Here is a 21,372-nt window from a genome sequence, read left to right on the forward strand (position 1 = left end):
TTCACCATTTCAAATAGCCTTTGATACCTTGACCCTGCAGGATCGACATCGTGCCCGAAGCACCGAGGCCGACATAGCCGGCCGACCTGCGGAAAAAGCCGCCAACGCCGCCCTGGCGATTGCCCGCATCGATCTGGTCCACCCAAAAATCGGCTGCTTCGCGCGCGGCGGTCTTTTCGCCTTTGATGGCCGAGCGGGCTTCGGATCCAGCCAAGGCAATTGAGCCAAACGCGGCGAGCCCAGCAGCAAAGAGCGAACCAGCACCGCCACCAGCGACCAGCTTGCCCGACACTGAGACCACGTTGAGCGAGCCCGAGGCTGTACCCTCGACCACATTCGCAGTGCCTACACCGGTCTCGCCCTCGGCGATTTGCGTGATCCCTGTGCCAACCTGAATGCCGCTGGCGAGCATTCCGATAACCATGACACCACGGCCCAAGACCCCCAAGATGGCGCGGCCCCCGGACAAGGTCTGCGACACAGCTTTGCTGCCTTTCAGGGCCTTGGCCAGTTTCGAGATCGAGGTAATCTTGCCCGGCTTGTTCACGTTGCGCATCGTTTCGAGGTCGTGAACCAACATCGCGCCCTTCGGCGCAGCACCTGGGCGATAGACCTGTACGGTGCCGTCGATCATACCAGTATTGGTATTGAATGAGGTGAGCATACCGTTCCCCTTTTTGGGGATCTCAATCAGCGTCCAACCGCCGTTACCATGCGCCACCAGGTGAGACCGTACCCCGGCCACCTTAACGCCCTGTGCATGGGTGGTGTTGACGTCTGCAAAGGAAACCATAGCGCCGGGAGGATGTGTGTGCGCGATGGCCGTCGTGCCTTTGGGGATTGAGACCTCAGGCCTGGCAGCCGTCCCCTTCAGAATCTTGTAGGTGTTGTTTTCCTTGATCAGCGCAAATTCCTGTACGCTGCCCTCGGTGTTTCTGACATGCGTTGCCAGCTCATCAAGCGTCTCAAGACCCTTCTGCAATGACGCGACTTCAAGTCCTCCGGCAGGAACAGTGGGTGGTGCCGTACCCTCGGGATCGTTGAGCGTAACTGGGTTGTTGTAAGCATAGGCATAGAGGTTCAGTCCACCTTCAATGCCAATGGGATCGGCACTGATCCATCGGCCAAGCCAAGGGGCCGCATAGCGGGCACCGTGGTGGGTAAGGCCGGTTTCCGCATCCCGCTCCATCGCGGTATATCGAAATCGCTTCGGCCCAAGACCCGCATCGGAAACGCCTTGGTAGGTGGTACTGCCGAAGGGACTGTATTCCTCGTAAGACAAAACTTCGCCGTTCTGATCCAGTTCGATCCCTACGCTGCCCACATGGTTGCTGTGCTGGAACCGGATGACGCGGCTGACCGCACCACCGGCGATCGTCGTCTCGACCAGCGCAATACGACCAGCTTCGTCACCCACATGCAGGGTCTCACGCATACGCGGGTTTGCGCCCGTTTCGCGGACAATGTCGAACCCGCCCAGTGAGATCGTCTCGCGCCGGATTGCCCCTGCGGCGGTTTCGGTCACTTTGCGAATGCGCGTGCCGTCAGAGGCATAAACAAAGAACGTGCGGTCCCCCTGGTGCGCCAGACCATCAGGATCATCGGGCCCAATTGCCTGACGGCGGCACATGCGCAGCTGGTTGTCATGGTCCCATTCAATCTGATCAATATGGGAAAGGCGCAGCATGTTACCCATTGCGTCATAGCCATCTCCGGCCATGCTGATGATCTCATCCACCGCCCCGACCGTCGTCTGAGTCAGCCGGTTCGAAGTGACCCCCGCAGACAAGTCGCTGTCCTCGCCGTAAGTGTAAATCCGCGTCCAACCGGGCGCCACGGGATCAGAGCCCCGGTGGCGCATTTCAGTCAAATTACCGGCATCGTCATAGCGGAAACGCTCAAGATACCGGCCCAAGGCGAGGCCGTCATTTCGATGTGGCAACCGGGTTCGGGCGGCATCGTTATAGCTGTGGGTCCCGGGCACGCCGCCCAGCTGACCCAGATGTTCGCGGCCAGTCGCCTCGATCAATCGATGAAGGGCGTCAAAGATGTAGTCGTTCGAGGCATCGACACGGCGATTGCGGAAAAAGATCTGCTGTTGCGCACTGTCACGAATGTGGGTCACGTGACCGGATACATCATAGACCATATGCTGAGCCTGCAGATGGCATCCGGGCCAGCCTGCATCCGGTGGGTTCGGACAGTCCGAGGGGAACCCTGCCACATCGCGCCGGGTGACGATGCGTTCAGTCAGGCGGGTCAGCGGATCGCGCAGAATCTCGGATTCGACATTGTTGCCATAGGTGATGCGTTCGCGATCTCCCCACGGGTTATAGTTGATGCCCGTGACCAAAGCACGATCCGCTGTTGCGGGGTCTAACAATCTATCAGGCGCAACCGGTTGCGCGTGCCAGGTATCGATGCGATCAAGCCGCGAAGATGGGTTATAGCCGTATTGCAAAACCTGGATACGCGCGCCTGGCCCTTGCGGTTGCATTGGCACCACCTGGATTGGTCGATCCAGTGCATCAAACCGTGTGTGCCCGGCGAATGTTTCGGGCTCTGTTGCCACGGGCGTTGCCCAGTCGATCGTAGCGCGAAACTCTTGCGCCAGTTGACGTTGACTGCGAATTGCGTTGCCTTTGAAATCATAGGCCAGTACTTCCATCGTACCGGATTGGTCGCGGCTAATCGCAATACGATTGCGTCTGTTTAATGCTTCAGGTGTCGGCAGCGTTTCCCCATAGATCGTTTCGTCAATCCGCAGCTCCGCGCCACCATCGGTGCTTAAATGCGTGGCAATGGATCGGCGCAGCACATCGAATTCATTGCGCAATCGGTGGTCACGCGCGTCCCACGTAAACGCGGTTTCGCTGCTCACATCCGTCAATCGCCAACGGGTTCCACCCTCCATGCTTTCGGTTCGGACGGCTGTGCCGAGCATGTCGTAGGCCGTGTGCTGAACTTCGCGCCCAAGTTCATCCCAGGTGCGGCGCGTGTTTCCTTCGATATCGACCTCGGTCTCTACGCGGTGGAACGTCTCGGTCGGCAATGTACCCGGGGCCGCGTTGCTGTAGAGCGTGCGGTTTAAAGTTATGCGCGCGATGAGCGCACCGCGCGTGTCCGCCACCGCCCGCATCGGCGTGTCATCATAGAGCGCCGATTTTGATGCAGCCTCAGCGGCGCGCTGTCGGTCTTCGGCATCGGGAAAACGGGCCGCCAGAGCCTGGGCCTGCGCCGGATCAGAACGCAGTGCGTGCCAGGTTGGCAAATAATCTGCTTGAGGTAGTCGGCTGAAGTGATCGCCCAGATCAAGGTCTTCGGCGGGGTCAGAAATTAGAACTGTATCACCCGGATCCCACGTCGTTTGTTCCCAAACGGAAAACCGGTGTTTGCTCCAGGTATGATCGGGGTTTAGAATCCCGATCTCGCGCCCCAAAGCGTCATAGAAGAAAATCGGGCTGACCCCGATACGAATGTCGGATTCATAGTTTGGGCGATCGGTGAAGAAAGGCTCGAACTGCCGAACAAGACTGCCTTTGTTGTTGCGCACCTGCCAGCCTGTGCCGACCCAGCGCGGCGACGCTGCCGCCGACATGACCGGTCGACCATCAGGGCCCAGCACGATGTTCCCCGATCCATCGCGCGTCGGGACTGGGCCGTCCTCGGCCTGAATCTTGCGTTGAATTTCCTGACCCATCCCGTCTGAATAGGTTAACTCGGCCAGAAACGGAGTGGTTTGACCCGGTGCAAGATCTCTGTCGTGAACCTCGCGCTGCAAGAAAAGGCCGACGACCGGAGAAGGGGCAGGATTTTCGCGCGTGCGATGATAGGTCCAAGGATCATAGACATAGCGCATCGTGGCACGCCCAAGGGCTTCCAAAGCCGCAGGTCCACGCGGGTCGGCCAACACTTGGGCGCGGATCGCGGGCACCAGCATCGGATCAAAGCCATCCAGCCTGTCGCCTTCGTCAGACCCATCAACTTTGCCCATTCGGGCTATGCCAGTCACCCGCCCATAGGCGTCAAAAGCGACCTCGCCGCGATTGCCGTTCTCATCCGTCAGAACTGAGGCTTGCAAAACGCGATAATCCTGCCGCCGTTCAGTGATCGGACCATCGGGACCAGCCGAGCGCAGGCCAGCCGATATGCGATTGCCCAAGGCATCCTGCGTCTCCTCGATCAGCAGATCGTACGCGTCGTATCGGGCCGTTGTTTCGGTTGGTGTCGCAGGCCGATGGAATGGGTCCCGCAGGCGGTGTGGTCGAAAGAAGTGCTGACGCGCAAAAGCCAGCTCTTGCGCGGGGGTGTCTGAGCTTGAGGGCGACAAAAGCTGACGGTCCGATGGACGCCACCACTGGCCATCACCGTCAACCTCGGTATATCCCGCCTGCGCCATCTCGGCCGCACCAACACGCCCCCCATAAACCTGTGTGACAAGGCCCGGGGTGAAGGCCAATTGGAAGCTTTGATGAAGAAGACCCAAACTGCCCATCTGGCCCAGCGGCAGTGGCCCGGTCAGCATATCATCCCGGAAATACTGTCGACGATGTTCGATCAGGCGACGCTGCACCTGACCCGGGGTTGGCGTCGCCTCATAGGCAAGGTCAGTCGCTGCGCTGGCTTCTCTCTCGATCTCGTCAAATGACAGACGCGCACCCGGTGCGGGGCTCAGTCCGGTCAGTTCAAAGCTTTGTTCTTCGCATGACACCGGAGCGCGATAGGTTTGATCAGTCGCGATCAAGTCCGTGACGCGCCGCGTATGCAGCACTGCATGTAACTGCGCCTGCCGCGCCTGATCTTCAGGCATCAGCGCGGGATCAGGTATTTGGCGACCATACATGACATCGACGCGACGCAGTTCGGTGCCAAATGGGTCAACCTCTAGTATGAGCTGATGCTGAATGCGCGGATCGTCGGGACTCCGCTCGTGATGCGCAGTCAGGCTTTCCCTTGCATGAGTCTGAAACACGGCATGGCGGTTGAGGCCACGGGACTGAAGCAAGCGCACGGTCTGCGATTGCTCGACCACCTGAAAGGGGTGCCCATTGGGATAGTCAGGCTCGGTCACTCCATCCAGCGCGTAGATTTCGCGTCTCAGCACAGTGCCACGCAACGCACGGGCCGCTTCGCGTGTTTCTTCTGTGGTCAGTCCAGGCGGTAACACTGTATCGGGCAAGAGCCGCCGTCGCGCTTCGACATCATCATCGCGCCATGCGGGTGCGCGCCAGTATTCTCCTCGATCCTGCCCATCAACCAGCCCGGCCAAAACGTCGGGCAGGCTGCCATGGTCAAGATAGACGCCAGTATGAAACCATGTTCTGGTCAGCACAGGCGGCACATGTGAGGCTGGGTCTTCGTTGGCGGCCAAAGGTTCGAGCTCGTTTGCAGACAACGCTGCGAATTCCTCGGTATCCCATTGTTCGACCATGCCAAAACCGCGAAACTCGCGCTCGACTCCGTCGAAGTGGCCATGGTGAAAGGCAAAGCGGGATACGAACCGGGTTTGCGCCACGCGATCATGTGTGACGATGCGATCAACCACCTGCACCGGGAACGGCAGGCGCGTGGCCCAAGGGCGCCCCTCGTAAAGGTCTTGCAGATAAAACCGCGAAGACGAGGTATAGCGCAGTTCGGTTTCGCCTCCGAAATTGTTGACATATCGGGTCATGAGGTGCGGCTTTTGTCCGCCCATCAGATCGACATATCGCAGCGGTTGCCCTGCATCGCGGGACAGGGCCGAGGACCAGACAAGACAGGCCGTACCCGTTCCAAAAAGATCAATCAGATCAACCGACGTTTCTGTTTCGATCGGTGGCACATTCCTTAGGCGCCGACGCGGGGCCAGTCGGTTGCCCGACATGTTGAAAAATAGATCGACACCTTCCGCACCCAGATAGACGATATCCGTAGTACCCGAGCCATCGATATCCGTCAGGCGTAGGCGGCTGCGGTCAAACATCTCGGGGCGGTCGAACTGTGGCGCGTCGTCCATCGTCACCTTGGCACCGAAACGCCCGAAACCGCAATTGGGCCAATAGACGACCTCGCCACAGCGGATGCGCACCAGGTCCGACAAACCGTCGCCAGACATATCGGCCAGGAAAATTGCGGTCTCCGGATCGGAAAACACAAGTCGGGGTCCGTCATTGTCTTCCCAAGGCTGCGCCTGCCTGCGCGCGGGGCTGAACCCGGCCTCTCCTTCGGAAGCGTGCCAAACAAAAGCGGCGTCTTCGGTCAGAAGAATATCGGCAAGGCCATCGCCGGTAAGGTCCACCAGCTTCATGCTGTCATCCGACGCATCCACATGTGGCCAATGCTCAAACGCGCGAAAGCCAGACCAGCCGGATTGCGCGTCGCGCTCGTGAAATCCCGGAGTGGCACGGTCCATCACCACCAGATCAGGGCGACCATCCCCGGCAAGGTCCATCCATTGACCTGCTTCCGCGAACGCGGGTCTTTCGGCAACCTGTGCAGGCGCCGCGAACTGCGCCGTGCCATTCATCGGCCCGAGGTTGCGCGCGAAATGCCAGGCACCTGGGGTCGAATTCAGAATCCCGCCAACGCCGTCACCGTCCAAATCAACCCAATTTGCCGGATTGGTCAGCCCGGCCGGAGCGCCTTCGGTCTGATCCCGGTCAAGGCTGTGCAAAATCTCGTTTATTTCAGCCCGGCTATAAGTGAACTCGACCGGCGGGATCGCCTGACGCCTATAGGCATGAAATGTGGCACCATTCACATCGCGCGGCGCGATAGAGGCCTCGGGCGCAAAGCCCGACTGCGCAACCCCCATAAGGAATGAACCATAGCGCGTGCTGCCGGGATGCTCGCGCTCGGCATCCGTGTTAGCACCCGGAGGGCTAAAATCGCCATAAGAAAACTCGGTCGCCTTGACGAGGCCGCGATAGCCAGGTTCGCCCGTCGGCAAGTCAGGGATTTCGTGAAAGGTCAGAACGCGATGGCAGCGGCGATAGCGCCGGATCTCAAATCCCGCGCGGTAACTGGATGTGGGATCGGGTCGCACCTGCCAGCCTTGGCCCGGGTCAGCGGAGGCCTGAACGAGGTCATGCTGTGCATCTGCCGCCACGTTGGGATCGGGTGCGATTGGCAACAGATGATCTTCGTCATAGTCAAACACGACCGTGAACAACCACCCGCCCGCAATCACATCTGGATCGATCAGTCGAGAGATCCGATTGCCATAGCGGATGCGCTTCAGATACCGCTCGGCAGTGCGAACCCGGTTGGCTTCGTGCGCCTGCGCCTGATCGACGCCAACCGCGTCTTCGGCCACATGCTCATAGCGGATGGCGTTGCCCTTGTCGTCGAAGGTCTCGTACAACAGCCAGCGAAACACCCGTGCGGGATCATCCGGGTCAGCAACCCTTGACAGGTCTGACGCGCCATAGATCGACGTGACGTTTTCACGTGACGTAACACGCCAATGTGCGATGCCGGTCGCCTCGTCCGTCCAGCGTTCAATGCGGGCAAAGGTGCTTTCGATCCGCGGGCGGAACCTGTGGATGGTCATTCCCGGAACGCGCGCGCGGTCTTCCCATCTTGCACCCTGAGGATCGAGCAAGGGCACCAGATCTTCGGACCCCGATAACAGAAAGACATCCGATCCTGCGGCATCGTCGTATTGGGGCAGGCCTTTTTCGGTTTTGCGCGAAATCTCCGGCAGCGACAAAGTCCAGCCAAAGCCAAAGATGCCGCTGCTGGTTCCAGCCTCATAAGTCAGTTGCAGTTCTGGCGTAAAGCCTCCGCGCCCTGGGCTGATCGGGATCGGGATCGACAAGGAAGCCGACCCGTTGACCGGATTCGAGGTGATCTTTTCACCGATGCCAGAAATCGCGCCGCCACCCTTGGGGAGCGTTAGAGACAGCGCATCTTTGCCCGCGCCATTATCGCTGGAAATGGCGGATGCGTCCGACCTTTGCGGTCGGGAAATAGAAGCGGAGCCTAACATTCGGCCACCATAATTTCGTCATAAAAATATCAGCGCTGAAACAACGCTTTACCTAGGGTAAGCAATCGAAATCCGTCCGGTCAATGCAATCAAACGGAATGGGCGATAGTCTGCCATATCGCTCTGGTTGTGGTGTTAAGTACTATCTCACAAGCCTCGGACAAGGCGGCATTGTTTCAATGCCTTTGCGATATCCGCTACTGGTCGTGGGTCGTCCGGACCTAGCTAGGTCTGGTCAATATCACTGTCTGCTACGATCGCGGTTCCCGCGCAATTCGGATCGAATCGCATAGATGAATCGCACGCGAATTCTAACGCACGCGCCGGAGATAAACGTAGTAAGCCCCATCTCCGCCATGGCTGATATGAGCGGGCGTCACCTGTAGCACCGCCTGCGCAAGAGGCGGGATCGACAACCAGTGTGGCACCTGATTTCGCAGCACGCCACGTGGCGTTGGGATCGGTCCAGGTTCGTCGCGATCCTTGCCTTTCCCAGTAATGACCAACACCAGCCGCTTGCCCTGAGCCTGCGCGGTCAGGATAAACCGCACCAAGGCGGGATGTGCCGCAGCCATCCGCATCCCGTGCAGATCCAGCTTGCCTTCGGGCTTCAGCTTGCCACGCTTCATCCGACCAAACGCCTTTGTATCCATCTGCACCGGATTTGCCCGCAAACCTTCGGTGATCGATGGCTTCAGGTTGTGCCGCGACGGCTCGGTTGGTGCAGTCTGACCCAGTTCGAAGGTTTCGATCCGCGCCTTGGGTGTTTTGGTCGGTTTGGGCTTGGGCAGAGTGGTGGGATACACGGTCTGGGGAAGTTCGGGGTGCAACCGCTCAGCCTGTTTGGCGAGCTTGCGCCACAGATCGATCTCATCCGCAGTCAGTTTGCGCCGTGTCATCAGAATTCATCCGGTAACAGGGCATAGGCCCGCTGGATCGGCAGCAGCACAACCATACGGCCGGGATCCTTCAAACGACCGGCAGCCTGCCCGGCCTCATCCCCTGTGCCAAAGAAAATATCGGCGCGTTGCGCGCCCTTGATGGCCGAACCGGTATCTTGCGCGATCATCAATCGCCGCAGTGGGTTTTTGCCATCCTTTTCAACCCAAACAGGCGCGCCCAAAGGCGTATATGCAGGATCGGCCGCAATGCTGCGCATAGTGGTCACTGAGCGGTTCATGGCGCCCAAAGGCCCAAACTCGGGCGCAACCCGTGTCACTTCACGGAAGAACACGTAAGAGGGATTGTGAAACAACAGCTCGGCCCCGGCTTCGGGGTTCTTACGCACCCAGGCCCGGATCATCTGCGCACTGACCTGATGCGCGCCCAGCGCACCCCGTCGGACCAGTTCCGCGCCGATTGAGCGATAAGGATGCCCGTTCGCACCGCCATACCCAACCCGCATTGCGCTGCCATCGGGCAAGCGAATCCGGCCTGAGCCCTGAATTTGCAGAAAGAACAGCTCAACCGGGTCATCGACCCACGCAATCTCAAGGCCCCGACCCGTCATTGCGTCACTGGTCAGCAGGTCGCGACGGCTGAGCCACTGGCCCGCCTCGCGCGCTTCGGGTGGCATCCGGTAAAGGGGATAGCGGTATTTTTCGGTTGGAGTTTTCGAGCCATCCAGCTCAGGTTCAAAATACCCTGTGAACAGGGCATCATCGCCGTCTTCGACCAGAACAGGGCGAAAGAACAGCTCGAAGAAAGCCCGCGCCGCATCAGGTTCATAACTCTGAGCTACGCCACACAGCGCCTGCCAATCTGGATCATCCAGATCACCGCAGGTGTTCAGAAAAACCGAAAGGGCCGCCCCGTGATCGTCGGCGGCCCAGCCATCGAGGTCATCGAATGACAGGATGGATCGCGTCGCCTCGGCTCCGGCGGCGCTGGCGGTGGTCATGACGACCCCCAGTAAAAGCGACCGGAGCGCTGCAATCATGCGTCCGTGGCGACAAGCAGCCAGTTTGGATCATCCGAGCCCATGACGCGGGCAAAGGTCCAGCTGTCCTTTTGACGTTTGACGGTGTTCGGATTGCCTTCGATGATATCCCCGCCACGATCGCGCACGACCGAGGTCAGCTCACCGATAAAGCGCATCGTGATCTCGGCCTGATTGCTATCCTTGTCGAACGACGCGTCTGCCAGAGTGGTTTCGCGCACGCCGATAAACTCGGCCTCGATGGTCAGACCCTTATCTTCGCGATCCGCAACCACCGAGACAAAGCTGTCAAATACTTCTTCGGACAAGAAGGGCTGGATTTCGTCCAGATTGCCCTTTTCGAACCCCATCACGATCATCTCATAGGCGCCGCGCGCGCCTTGTACGAATTCGCTGACAGAAAAGCTGGGCTCGACCCGCTTCATCGCGGCCAGGGTCTGCGCCTGTTCGCTGTCTTCTGCCACATGGTCAGTGATGTCATGATCCGGCCCGCCTTCGATCACTTCGAAATCGCGGCGTGCGCCATTGGTATCTGGCTGCTGCTGCAGGGGTGGTTTCTCAAAACCTTCGCGTGTTCCCAGCACGCTTTTCAGCCGCAGGATCAGGAAAATGGCAATTCCGGCAAGCACCAGAAGCTGGATCAGGGGTGAGTTCATTTTGTCCTCATTTCAGAACCCGGGCTTTGTATACGTTGCCCTCTGTCACTATGTAGGTGACAGTCGGGTGCAAGTCCACAGCCCGAGACATGCTAAAGGATACCGCATATGTACCTGTTCTTGGCTTTTTTATTGGTTCCGATCATCGAGATCGCCCTGTTCATCCAGGTTGGCGGTCTGATCGGGCTATGGCCGACACTTGCGATTGTTGTTCTGACCGCCGTTCTGGGCACTGTTTTGGTGCGGACACAAGGTCGCACGGCGCTGGCCAATCTGCAGCGATCCTTCGCCGATCTGGACGACCCGACCGAACCGCTGGCCCATGGGGCAATGATCCTGCTGTCGGGTGTATTGCTGCTAACACCGGGATTTTTCACCGACGCTGTTGGGTTTGCTTTACTTGTTCCCGGCATCCGGGTCGCGGTGTTCCGCTATCTCAAGTCCAAAGCCACCATCACGCACTTCCAGATGGGCACCGGCGCCCAGTTTGGATCACGGCCAAACCCGTTTGATCGAGACGATGTGATAGATGGCGAATTCACCGAGGTTCGCCCGCGCCAGAACCCTGCCAAGCCCTCGAAATGGGTCGAGGGCCCGCACCAGCATTGAGCTATCCGGCCCAACTTGTTAAGCAGTGGCGAATTTCATTTCCGGAGAAGTTTCATGGCTGACGAAAGCCCCGCAGAAAACACCGCCGCACAGGCAGCCCCGCAAATCCAGATGCGTGTTCTGGGACAGTTCATTCGCGATATGTCCTTTGAAAATGTCATGGCGCAAAAAGGCGTTTCAGGCGACGTGCAGCCCGAGATTGCTGTTCAAGTCAATCTGGATGCGAAGAAACGCACGCCCGATCATCAATACGAAGTTTCAATCAAGCTAAAGCTGACGTCCAAGGCCAAGGGTCTGGAAGACGTTCTGTTCCTGTGCGAGATCGACTATTGCGGCCTGTTCCACGTGGAAGGCGTGCCCGAAGATCAGATGCACCCGTTCTTGATGATCGAATGCCCGCGCATGCTGTTCCCGTTCCTGCGCCGTATCGTCAGCGACATCACACGCGACGGTGGCTATCCGCCGGTCAACCTGGACAACATCGATTTCGTTGCCCTGTATCGCAACGAACTGGCGCGCCGTCAGGCCGCAGCGCAAGAACAAAAGACCGACGCCTAAGGCTTTGACCCGCGGCTGGTTGTGGTCAGGCGCGGGTCCACAAGGCGTTATCGCCCAGTTTCTCTACAAATTTCTGATGAGCTTCACGTTCATCCTCGGTGATCCGGGACGGCAGAGCGGTAGGACGTGCCGTTGGGCGCCATTCATCGGCACCACCGGCTGCGTTTGAGGTCGAGTTGGACAAGCCAAAGTCTGGCTGGCGACCTCCGATCAGCTCCAGATACACCTCGGCCAGAATTTCAGAGTCGAGCAAAGCGCCGTGCAGTACGCGGTTCGAGTTATCGATGCCAAAGCGGCGGCACAGGGCATCCAGTGATGCAGGTGAACCCGGGAACCGCTTGCGGGCAATAGCCAGCGTATCAATCGCCTGATCCATTGGAATCAGCGGGACACCCAACCAGCCCAATTCGGCATTCAGGAATTTCATATCGAACGAAGCGTTGTGGATTACCAGCTTCGCGTCACCGACAAAGTCGCGAAACCCCTGGCCTACTTTGGCAAAGACCGGCTTATCCTTCAGCGTGACCTCACCTTTTTCCGGCGGGCGCGGTGCCTCCAGCAAATCGGGGCCGATGCCATGCACGCCAAAGGCCTCATCAGGCATGGACCGTTCGGGGTTGATGTAGACATGATAGGTCTCACCCGTGGCTACGTGGTTCCACAGTTCAACCGCACCGATTTCAACAATCCGGTCGCCGCTTTCGGGATCAAACCCTGTGGTCTCGGTATCGAGTACGATCTCACGCATCTGCCATCCCCGCCCGTATCTGCCTGACGATATCCTGCACCTGTGCGCGCGCATGGTCCAGAGTATCTGTGACGATCACAAAATCCGACCGTGCACATTTTTCGTCATTCGGCATCTGCTTGGCGCGGATTTGTTCGAACTGCGCTTCGGTCATCGTGCCGCGTTCCATCACTCGTCGTTTCTGTTCATTCGCTGGGATCGAGACACAGGCAACCGCATCCATCGCGGCATCTCCTCCGGTTTCGAACAGCAACGGAATGTCAAAAACCAGAACATCGACTGCGGCATCATCCCGGAATGCCGCTCGGTCCGCTGCCACCAAAGGGTGCACAATTGCCTCGATTCGCTTAAGCGCTGTGGTGTCCGCTGCGATGATCCGCTTCAATGCGTCGCGACTGACGGCACCATCAATTATCGCCTCGGGAAAAGCTTCGCCCATTGGTCCAACAGCGGCTCCGCCTTTTCCGTAGAGCCGATGCACCGCCGCATCCGCATCCCAAAGCGCACAGCCCTCATCAACGAACATCTGCGCGGTGGTGCTTTTGCCCATCCCGATCGAGCCCGTCAGCCCCAGAGCAAAATTCATGCCAACACAGCCGCGCGCAAATCGTCATTCACCTCGGGACGAATACCGAACCACCTTTCAAATCCCGGAACTGCCTGATGCAGCAGCATTCCAAGGCCATCGACAGTTGTGCATCCGGCTTCTTCCGCCTGTCCCAGCAAACGCGTTCTCAAAGGCGCGTAGACCAGATCGGTCACCACGGTTCCAGGCTGCAACCCATCCAGTGGAACGCGCAGTTCCGGCTGGCCCTGCATTCCCAATGAGGTTGTGTTGACCACCAGTTCCGCGTTTTCGATCACATTTCCAGCTTGCACCCAGTCAACCACGGTGATCCGCTGGCCAAATTCCTCTTTCAGGTGATCCGCACGGGCGCGCGTTCGATTGGTCAGCAAAATCTCTGGCACACCAGCGTCGGCCAATGCCTGCAAAACAGCCCGCGCGGCACCTCCGGCACCAAAAACCACTGCAGGGCCATCGCTCGGCACCCAATCTGGCGCACCGCCGCGCAGGTTTTGTATGAACCCATAGCCATCCGTATTATCCGCATGGATCGAGCCATCCTCGCGAAACACCAACGTATTCGCGGCCCCAATAACCGAGGCGCGGTCCGAGACGTGATCTGCAATGCGCAACGCCGCCTCTTTATGGGGGACGGTGACATTGGCACCCACAAAGCCGGCCTTTGGCAACGTACGCAACACCAGCTCCAGATCCGCTGGCGCCACATCCATCGGTATATAGTTACCGGTCAGCCCGTAGGATTTCAGCCAATGCCCGTGCAAAACGGGAGACTTCGAATGCGCGATCGGGTGCCCGATGACACCGGCCAGAGGTATTTTGGTCTTGGTCATTGTTCAATCACACCTTTGATCGCAAAGAAATTCAGTAGCTCAAGCAGGGGCATACCCAAGACGTTAAAATAGTCTCCGTCAATGGTGGCGAACAGGCGTACGCCTTCTTCTTCCAGCTTATAGGCCCCAACTGCGTGGCAAATGTTATCCCAGTTCCGCGTAACATAGTCCCGCAGATAAGCGTCCGAACTCATCCGCATCCGCAACCGCACCTGCCCGACATGCCGCCAGATCGGTTCACCATTTTGATAGATCACCGCAGCTGAAAGCAGCGAGTGTCGCTTGCCCCGCATCATCTTCAATTGCTTCAGCGCCATCTCAGACGTTTCCGGCTTAGACAGCAGCTGACCCTCAAAATCCAACACCTGATCACAGCCCAACACCATCGCGCCGGGGGATTTGTCGCTGACCTTGCGCGCTTTCATTTCGGCCAGAGTATCTGCAATATCACGAGGCGAGGCTTGTTCAGCCAGCAATGCGCGTTTTGCAGTATCTTCATCCACGCGCGCTGACTGGACCATAAACGGCACACCTGCGTTACGCAGCAGTTGCGCGCGGATTTCTGAACCCGAAGCCAGAATGATGGGGACAGACATGTGGAAAACCCCGTGTGCAAATCGATGACTGATCTGGGGTGTTTTGTATGGTTTTCCGGTTGACACGCAACCCTAAGAGTTTCGTCAAAAACATCTCCGAGTCGCCCGGATACTATCCATCCGGGACAAGGATAACTTCAATCCTTGGGATAACCTGGATGTCCCAATTTACCCTATCAGTTATCCACATAGCATGATCGCCAATTCGATAATAATACATTGAAATAATTACATTAATTTCGCCATCAACAGAATCAGAGCAGCCATAGGCAATGTTATCCTTGCTGGGGAAAACACATGAGTAAAAAAGTAATCCACGGAATCTGACCACCCTACAAAACCATCATCCTTTTTCTTTTCTTATTTTTTTATTAGGGAGGGTCCCGAACAACATTCGGAGCCTGAATGACCGATTTACTTTTCTCGATCTTTCCATGGGTGAAATCATTGCACATCATGGCCGTAATCGCGTGGATGGCAGGGTTGTTCTATTTGCCCAGACTGTTTGTCTATCACGTGGAAAAGGCCCAGTCAGTGGATGGGGCAGAACAGATTTTCTTTGAAATGGAAGAAAAGCTGATGCGCGTGATCATGCGCCCAGCGATGATCGTGGCCTGGGTCTGTGGTCTTATCATGGTCTTCACGCCGGGTATTGTCGGCTGGGATTGGTCATGGCCTTGGGTCAAGGGTGCTGCCGTACTTGGCATGACTTGGTTTCATCATTGGCTGATGGCTCGGCGCAAGGATTTCGCAGAGGGGCGAAATAAGCTCACAGGGCGGCAGTTTCGCATGATGAACGAGGTTCCGACCATTTTGATGGTTTTGATCGTTCTGGCGGTTGTAGTGAAGTTCTGAAGGCCTATTTGACTCCGCTCGTCTGGGCGCATATGTAGGGCACAACACGCCCGTCCGGGCGGCGTATTTTCCGTACTGAAATTCCACTTCAAGCCGCGCCCATAGCGGTGAAGGTATGTATCATGTCCAATGAATCCCTGAATCTGGCCGATCTGAAAGCCAAAAGCCCCAAAGATCTGCTGGCCATGGCCGAAGACCTAGAGATCGAAAACGCCTCGACCATGCGCAAGGGCGAAATGATGTTCCAGATTCTGCGTGAACGCGCGGATGAGGGCTGGACCGTTGGTGGTGACGGGGTGCTTGAGGTTCTGCAGGATGGGTTTGGCTTCTTACGCTCGCCCGAGGCGAACTATCTGCCAGGCCCAGATGACATCTATGTATCGCCCGACATGATCCGCAAGCATTCGCTGCGCACCGGCGACACGGTGGAAGGTGAGATCAAAGCGCCTGACGAGAATGAGCGCTATTTTGCCCTGACCAATGTCACCAAGATCAACTTTGAAGATCCGGACAAGGCCAAGCACAAGATCTTATTTGACAACCTGACGCCTCTGTACCCCGATGAGCGTCTGAAAATGGAGATCGAAGATCCCACCATCAAGGACAAATCGGCCCGAGTGATCGATCTGGTATCACCGATCGGAAAAGGGCAGCGGTCGCTGATCGTAGCGCCTCCGCGGACCGGTAAGACAGTCATCCTGCAGAACATCGCGCATTCGATCGAACAGAACCATCCTGAGTGTTACCTGATCGTTCTGCTGATCGACGAACGCCCGGAAGAAGTGACGGATATGCAGCGCTCGGTGAAGGGTGAGGTTGTATCCTCGACCTTTGACGAACCAGCTACGCGCCACGTTGCTGTCTCGGAAATGGTGATCGAAAAAGCCAAGCGTCTGGTCGAGCATAAACGAGATGTTGTTATCCTGCTCGACTCAATCACAAGACTTGGTAGGGCGTTTAACACAGTTGTGCCGTCTTCGGGTAAAGTTCTGACCGGTGGTGTGGACGCAAATGCTCTGCAACGACCCAAGCGGTTCTTTGGTGCGGCGCGGAATATTGAAGAAGGTGGTTCGCTGACCATCATCGCCACCGCCCTGATCGATACCGGCAGCCGGATGGACGAAGTGATCTTCGAAGAATTTAAAGGCACGGGTAACTCGGAAATCGTTTTGGATCGTAAGATCGCAGACAAGCGGGTGTTCCCGGCCATCGACATCCTCAAGTCCGGCACCCGGAAAGAGGACCTGTTGGTTGATAAGGGTGATCTGGCCAAGACCTTTGTCCTGCGCCGTATCCTCAACCCAATGGGCACGACCGACGCGATCGAGTTCTTGTTGTCGAAGCTCAAACAAACCAAGACGAACGGCGAGTTCTTCGATTCAATGAACACCTGATCCGGTTCTGGCACTGACGCGGGGGCTATCAATGGATACGATATTCGCCCTGGCCAGCGCCCAGGGCAAAGCAGGCGTTGCGGTGATCAGGTTGTCCGGCCCGCAGGCTCATAAGGCTGCCAATCAGCTGGCCGGAGGAGGCCTGCCGCCGCGTGGGATGACGGTTCGAACGCTCAACGCGTCCGATGGGGCGCGGCTGGACGAAGGTTTGGTTCTTACGTTTAAGGCTCCGTCCAGCTTTACCGGCGAAGACGTGGCTGAACTGCAGATTCACGGCAGCTTGGCATCGGTCAATGCAGTTCTGGCAACCCTTTCGGATATGGATGACCTACGCCTCGCAGAGCCCGGTGAGTTCACGCGCCGTGCGCTGGAAAACGGAAAAATGGACCTGGCGCAGGTCGAAGGTCTTGCCGATCTGATCGATGCGGAAACGGAAGCACAGCGAAAACAGGCGCAGACGATTTTAGCCGGTGCGTTAGGTACATTGGCTGAGCGTTGGCGTAAAGATCTGATACGGGCGGCATCCTTGCTGGAAGCCGTGATTGATTTTGCAGATGAAGAAGTCCCGACAGATGTAACGCCCGAAGTTCGCTCGCTGACCTCAGGGGTCATGGACGAGCTTACTCAGGAAGCGAAAGGTGTTCGGATCGCCGAGCGGATACGATCAGGATTTGAAGTTGCAATCGTTGGTCTTCCGAATGCCGGTAAGTCGACGTTGCTGAATGCACTGGCTGGACGAGAGGCCGCAATTACATCCGAATATGCGGGGACCACGCGAGATGTAATCGAAGTTCGAATGGACTTGGCAGGGCTGCCCGTCACCTTGTTGGATACTGCCGGCTTGCGGGAAACCGAAGACCATGTTGAAAATCTTGGAATTGAGCTCGCCCGTAAACGCGCGGAAGCTGCCGATCTACGGGTGTTTTTAACAGAGACACCAGAGGCCTTGGGTGTCCCAATGCAAGCCGATGATATACATGTGCTCCCGAAATCAGACCTTCGAGGTGTGACGTTGAACGGGATCTCGGGGAAAACTGGTCAGGGGATAGATGAACTCATCGACAATATATCGTGTGTACTTAGCGGTCGAGCCGCAAGCCATGGTATAGCAACGCGTGAGCGTCATCGTATTGCGATGACTAAAGCGTCGCACTCACTTGCCGCCGCTCAAGCGGTTCTGGAATCGGGACCGGATATGTATGATATAGCCGCAGAAGAGCTGAGGACGGCCATTCGATCTCTTGAAGCTTTGGTTGGTCGGATTGATGTTGAAAACCTCTTGGATGAAATCTTTGCGAGTTTCTGCCTGGGAAAATAAGGAGTGTTTCACGTGAAACATTCGAGATTTGATGTAGCGGTCATTGGTGCAGGCCATGCAGGTACCGAAGCCGCCCATGCCGCAGCCCGTATGGGCGCAAACACAGCGTTGGTCACTTTGTCCGAACGGGATATAGGAGTGATGTCCTGTAACCCCGCAATTGGAGGCCTGGGAAAAGGGCACCTTGTACGTGAAATCGATGCGCTGGACGGCGTGATGGGGCGTGCCGCGGACCGTGCTGGAATTCAGTTTCGCCTGTTGAATCGACGTAAAGGACCAGCGGTACAAGGCCCAAGGGCCCAAGCGGATCGAGCCCTGTATCGCGCCGCGATGGCTGAAGAAACTCAGAAGCAAGACAACCTTTCGATCATAACCGGTGAAGTGACCGACTTTCTTATGGATGGTCAACGGGTGGTCGGGATCAAGTTGGCAGACGGCTCAGAGATACCAGCACAGACAGTCATTCTGACATCTGGCACGTTTTTGCGGGGTGTAATTCACATCGGTGACGTATCCAGACCCGGCGGGCGCATGGGCGACCGACCTTCCGTTAGGCTGGCTGAACGCCTTGATGGTTTCAGTCTGCCCATGGCGAGGTTGAAAACGGGAACACCGCCGCGGTTGGATGGGCGAACAATCGACTGGGACATATTGGAACAGCAGGATGGTGATGCAGACCCAACCCTGTTTTCGTTCATGTCGATAAAACCGTCGGCACCGCAGATTGCATGTGGGATCACGCATACCAACGAAAGAACGCATGAGATTATCGAGAGGAATCTCTCGCGATCCGCTATGTATGGCGGGCACATTGATGGTGTTGGCCCGCGATATTGCCCGTCGATAGAGGATAAGATCATCCGATTTGCGGATAAGCAATCACACCAGATTTTTCTGGAACCAGAGGGTTTGCAAGACCATACGGTTTATCCTAATGGAATCTCTACATCCTTGCCCGAGGATGTTCAGGTTGATTATGTCCAGTCGATATTAGGCCTCGAAAACGCAAAGATTCTGCAGCCGGGCTATGCGATTGAGTATGATTACGTTGATCCCCGGGTACTTTCAGCTTCGCTGTCGTTACCTGACGTGCCCGGGCTATATTTAGCTGGTCAGATTAACGGAACCACAGGATATGAGGAGGCGGCCGCACAAGGCCTTGTCGCCGGATTGAATGCTGCGCTCGAAGCAAAGTCCAGATCGCCGATCCACTTCACCCGTTCGGACAGCTACATTGGTGTGATGATTGATGACCTGACAACCCGTGGGGTAGCCGAACCTTATCGTATGTTTACCTCGCGGGCTGAGTTTCGGTTATCCCTTCGTGCCGACAACGCTGATCAAAGGTTGACTCCGATTGGCAAAGATCTGGGATGTGTTGGCGAAGAGCGTCGCGTGATGTTCGAGAAAAAGCTGGAGAAACTCTCCGCAGTAAAAGATGTGCTTACGGCCAAAACCTACACGCCCAAAGAAATCAACGCTGCAGGTATCAGCGTCAACCAAGATGGTAATCGGCGCGACGGAATGGCCGTGTTGGCTTTTCCAGACGTGTCATTCGAAGATTTGGTCTTGCTTGAGCCCGAACTTGAGAACACGGATGCAGAGATCCGCCGCCAAGTCGAGCGTGACGCATTATATGCCAACTATATCGAGCGCCAGAAAAGAGATGTCGAAGCGATGAAGCGCGATGAAGCGCATATAATCCCCCAAGATTTCGACTATTCTCTACTCGATGGACTGTCTTCAGAGATGAAGCAGAAGCTTTCAAAGGCTAAGCCAGCAAATATTGCCCAAGCGGGGCGGGTTGAAGGCGTCACTCCTGCAGCTTTAACTTTAGTACTGGCGAAACTGCGGCGTGATGTGAAAGCCCGAAAAGCATGATCGGGCAAAATTCGGTTACCGCAGACTCGCTAAATGTTTCACGTGAAACATTTAAGCGCCTAGCCAACTATGTATCGCTCGTTGAACGCTGGAATCCAAAAATCAATTTGGTGTCACGAAACAGCCTCGCCGATATATGGGTTCGCCACATTAAAGATTCGATACAAGTGTTCCAGATTTCTGAACCCACAGATCATTGGGTGGATTTAGGTAGCGGAGGGGGCTTTCCGGGCATGGTCTGTGCGATCATGGCAATTGAATCTGCCCCGGAAACCCGGTTTACACTGGTTGAAAGCGATCAAAGAAAGTCAGCCTTTCTGCGCAATGTGGCGAGAGAGTGCGGCGCGAACTGTTCTGTGATCTCCAAACGGATTGAGGCGATTGATCCGTTAAATGCGGCCGTTATGTCCGCGCGGGCATTGGCCGATCTGACCACTTTATTATCATTCTGTGACAGGCATTTAAGTAACAATGGCGTGGCTTTGTTGCCAAAAGGCGCGACCTGGGAAAAAGAACTCGAAGACGCCCGCAAGGAATGGAAATTTCAGGTCGAACCGATTAGAAGTTTAACAGAACCCCAAGCTGTTATCCTGAAAATCAAAGGAGTTACTCGTGGTTGATCTGTCTCGTCCTGCTGGACCTCGGATTATCGCGGTTGCCAATCAAAAGGGCGGGGTTGGAAAGACCACGACAGCGATCAATCTGGCAGCTGGACTGGCCGAGGCTGGATGCAAGGTTCTTGTGGTCGATCTTGACCCTCAGGGAAACGCGTCTACAGGCCTTGGGGTAGAAGATCGGGATTGGACAACTTACGATCTTATACTGGATGACGCATCGCTTGAAGCGGTGGTCCAGGAAACCGAAATCAGCAATCTTTTTGTGGTTCCGGCGACCGTAGATCTCAGTTCAGCAGATATTGAGCTGATCGCGAACGAAAAGCGCAGCTATCTGCTGCATGATGCGCTTCGTCAAACTGCGATTGATGCTTTTGATCTGGACTTTGTACTGATCGATTGTCCGCCGTCTTTGAATTTGCTGACGGTAAACGCTATGGTCGCGGCGCATTCCGTACTTGTGCCGCTGCAGAGCGAATTCTTTGCCCTCGAAGGATTGTCACAGCTCATGCTGACCATTCGCGAGGTTCGCCAAACTGCCAATCCAGACCTTCGAATCGAAGGTGTTGTGTTGACCATGTATGACAACCGCAACAATTTGTCCCGTCAGGTTGAAAAGGATGCGCGTGACAATCTGGGTGAGATGGTATTTAAAACCAAGATACCCAGAAATGTGCGTGTCAGTGAAGCGCCCTCATATGCGCTTCCGGTGTTGCAATATGACTCGGGTTCGCTCGGGGCGATGGCCTATCGCCATTTGGCCCGCGAAGTTATGTACAAAAACAACAAGGTCGCCGTCTAAGTGACCGTGAGGAGGGC

Annotated in this window: 16 protein-coding genes; 8 read left to right on the top strand and 8 right to left on the bottom strand. The window is 56.6% G+C overall.

The features are described from left to right. Position 1 precedes the first annotated feature (1 nt). From ACR0B3_RS18440 to ACR0B3_RS18455, 4 genes are all read right to left on the bottom strand, one after another. Positions 2–7,969, bottom strand: a complete 7,968-nt coding sequence (locus ACR0B3_RS18440; protein ID WP_480810329.1) for a SpvB/TcaC N-terminal domain-containing protein — start codon at positions 7,967–7,969, stop codon at positions 2–4. A gap of 311 nt (positions 7,970–8,280) precedes the next feature. Continuing rightward, positions 8,281–8,868, bottom strand: a complete 588-nt coding sequence (locus tag ACR0B3_RS18445; RefSeq protein ID WP_480810330.1) for a Smr/MutS family protein — start codon at positions 8,866–8,868, stop codon at positions 8,281–8,283. Then, entirely contained in the window at positions 8,868–9,908 is a 1,041-nt protein-coding gene (mltA, locus tag ACR0B3_RS18450) for a murein transglycosylase A (protein ID WP_480810331.1), read from the bottom strand. The genes ACR0B3_RS18445 and mltA overlap by 1 nt, the downstream gene beginning before the upstream one ends. Beyond that, entirely contained in the window at positions 9,905–10,564 is a 660-nt protein-coding gene (locus ACR0B3_RS18455) for a Tim44/TimA family putative adaptor protein (protein WP_170684697.1), read from the bottom strand. Before ACR0B3_RS18455 ends, mltA begins: the two co-directional genes overlap by 4 nt. Before the next feature lie 108 nt (positions 10,565–10,672). On the opposite strand from ACR0B3_RS18455, the gene ACR0B3_RS18460 reads away from it, so the two are divergent. Continuing rightward, positions 10,673–11,173 carry an FxsA family protein gene (locus ACR0B3_RS18460; protein ID WP_480810332.1) on the top strand — a complete coding sequence of 167 codons (501 nt, stop codon included), beginning with the start codon at positions 10,673–10,675 and terminating at the stop codon, positions 11,171–11,173. Between the two features lie 54 nt (positions 11,174–11,227). Next, positions 11,228–11,731, top strand: a complete 504-nt coding sequence (gene secB, locus ACR0B3_RS18465) for a protein-export chaperone SecB (protein WP_170684700.1) — start codon at positions 11,228–11,230, stop codon at positions 11,729–11,731. A gap of 25 nt (positions 11,732–11,756) precedes the next feature. Here secB and dnaQ read toward each other — a convergent pair whose 3' ends face one another. The 4 genes from dnaQ to ACR0B3_RS18485 are packed head-to-tail and all read right to left on the bottom strand — an operon-like array spanning position 11,757 to position 14,491. Next, entirely contained in the window at positions 11,757–12,479 is a 723-nt protein-coding gene (gene dnaQ, locus ACR0B3_RS18470; protein ID WP_480810333.1) for a DNA polymerase III subunit epsilon, read from the bottom strand. After that, positions 12,472–13,065, bottom strand: a complete 594-nt coding sequence (gene coaE, locus ACR0B3_RS18475; RefSeq protein WP_480810334.1) for a dephospho-CoA kinase — start codon at positions 13,063–13,065, stop codon at positions 12,472–12,474. The genes dnaQ and coaE overlap by 8 nt, the downstream gene beginning before the upstream one ends. Next, the gene (locus ACR0B3_RS18480) at positions 13,062–13,895 is read right to left on the bottom strand and encodes a shikimate dehydrogenase (protein WP_480810335.1); all 834 of its coding nucleotides are present in this window, start codon (positions 13,893–13,895) and stop codon (positions 13,062–13,064) included. The genes coaE and ACR0B3_RS18480 overlap by 4 nt, the downstream gene beginning before the upstream one ends. Then, positions 13,892–14,491, bottom strand: a complete 600-nt coding sequence (locus tag ACR0B3_RS18485) for a Maf family protein (protein WP_480810336.1) — start codon at positions 14,489–14,491, stop codon at positions 13,892–13,894. The genes ACR0B3_RS18480 and ACR0B3_RS18485 overlap by 4 nt, the downstream gene beginning before the upstream one ends. A 405-nt stretch (positions 14,492–14,896) precedes the next feature. On the opposite strand from ACR0B3_RS18485, the gene ACR0B3_RS18490 reads away from it, so the two are divergent. From ACR0B3_RS18490 to ACR0B3_RS18515, 6 genes are all read left to right on the top strand, one after another. Beyond that, positions 14,897–15,346: a CopD family protein gene (locus tag ACR0B3_RS18490; protein ID WP_480810337.1), complete on the top strand. Its 450-nt coding sequence runs from the start codon at positions 14,897–14,899 to the stop codon at positions 15,344–15,346. 122 nt (positions 15,347–15,468) lie between these two features. Further along, positions 15,469–16,740, top strand: coding sequence for a transcription termination factor Rho (gene rho, locus ACR0B3_RS18495; RefSeq protein ID WP_170684712.1), 1,272 nt, complete (start codon positions 15,469–15,471; stop codon positions 16,738–16,740). Between the two features lie 31 nt (positions 16,741–16,771). After that, positions 16,772–18,058, top strand: coding sequence for a tRNA uridine-5-carboxymethylaminomethyl(34) synthesis GTPase MnmE (gene mnmE / locus ACR0B3_RS18500; RefSeq protein ID WP_480810338.1), 1,287 nt, complete (start codon positions 16,772–16,774; stop codon positions 18,056–18,058). Between the two features lie 12 nt (positions 18,059–18,070). Beyond that, positions 18,071–19,939, top strand: coding sequence for a tRNA uridine-5-carboxymethylaminomethyl(34) synthesis enzyme MnmG (mnmG, locus tag ACR0B3_RS18505; RefSeq protein WP_480810339.1), 1,869 nt, complete (start codon positions 18,071–18,073; stop codon positions 19,937–19,939). Next, positions 19,936–20,559, top strand: a complete 624-nt coding sequence (gene rsmG / locus ACR0B3_RS18510; RefSeq protein ID WP_480810340.1) for a 16S rRNA (guanine(527)-N(7))-methyltransferase RsmG — start codon at positions 19,936–19,938, stop codon at positions 20,557–20,559. Before mnmG ends, rsmG begins: the two co-directional genes overlap by 4 nt. Then, the gene (locus ACR0B3_RS18515) at positions 20,552–21,355 is read left to right on the top strand and encodes a ParA family protein (RefSeq protein WP_480810341.1); all 804 of its coding nucleotides are present in this window, start codon (positions 20,552–20,554) and stop codon (positions 21,353–21,355) included. Before rsmG ends, ACR0B3_RS18515 begins: the two co-directional genes overlap by 8 nt. Positions 21,356–21,372 lie beyond the last annotated feature (17 nt).

Source organism: Ruegeria sp. CE9, assembly GCF_056537425.1.

What these genes read in the sequence shown, in the direction of transcription:
- ACR0B3_RS18440 (WP_480810329.1), bottom strand. Translation starts at nt 7,969, where the DNA reads ATGTTAGGCTCCGCTTCTATTTCCCGACCGCAAAGGTCGGACGCATCC.
- ACR0B3_RS18445 (WP_480810330.1), bottom strand. Translation starts at nt 8,868, where the DNA reads ATGACACGGCGCAAACTGACTGCGGATGAGATCGATCTGTGGCGCAAG.
- mltA (WP_480810331.1), bottom strand. Translation starts at nt 9,908, where the DNA reads ATGATTGCAGCGCTCCGGTCGCTTTTACTGGGGGTCGTCATGACCACC.
- ACR0B3_RS18455 (WP_170684697.1), bottom strand. Translation starts at nt 10,564, where the DNA reads ATGAACTCACCCCTGATCCAGCTTCTGGTGCTTGCCGGAATTGCCATT.
- ACR0B3_RS18460 (WP_480810332.1), top strand. Translation starts at nt 10,673, where the DNA reads ATGTACCTGTTCTTGGCTTTTTTATTGGTTCCGATCATCGAGATCGCC.
- secB (WP_170684700.1), top strand. Translation starts at nt 11,228, where the DNA reads ATGGCTGACGAAAGCCCCGCAGAAAACACCGCCGCACAGGCAGCCCCG.
- dnaQ (WP_480810333.1), bottom strand. Translation starts at nt 12,479, where the DNA reads ATGCGTGAGATCGTACTCGATACCGAGACCACAGGGTTTGATCCCGAA.
- coaE (WP_480810334.1), bottom strand. Translation starts at nt 13,065, where the DNA reads ATGAATTTTGCTCTGGGGCTGACGGGCTCGATCGGGATGGGCAAAAGC.
- ACR0B3_RS18480 (WP_480810335.1), bottom strand. Translation starts at nt 13,895, where the DNA reads ATGACCAAGACCAAAATACCTCTGGCCGGTGTCATCGGGCACCCGATC.
- ACR0B3_RS18485 (WP_480810336.1), bottom strand. Translation starts at nt 14,491, where the DNA reads ATGTCTGTCCCCATCATTCTGGCTTCGGGTTCAGAAATCCGCGCGCAA.
- ACR0B3_RS18490 (WP_480810337.1), top strand. Translation starts at nt 14,897, where the DNA reads ATGACCGATTTACTTTTCTCGATCTTTCCATGGGTGAAATCATTGCAC.
- rho (WP_170684712.1), top strand. Translation starts at nt 15,469, where the DNA reads ATGTCCAATGAATCCCTGAATCTGGCCGATCTGAAAGCCAAAAGCCCC.
- mnmE (WP_480810338.1), top strand. Translation starts at nt 16,772, where the DNA reads ATGGATACGATATTCGCCCTGGCCAGCGCCCAGGGCAAAGCAGGCGTT.
- rsmG (WP_480810340.1), top strand. Translation starts at nt 19,936, where the DNA reads ATGATCGGGCAAAATTCGGTTACCGCAGACTCGCTAAATGTTTCACGT.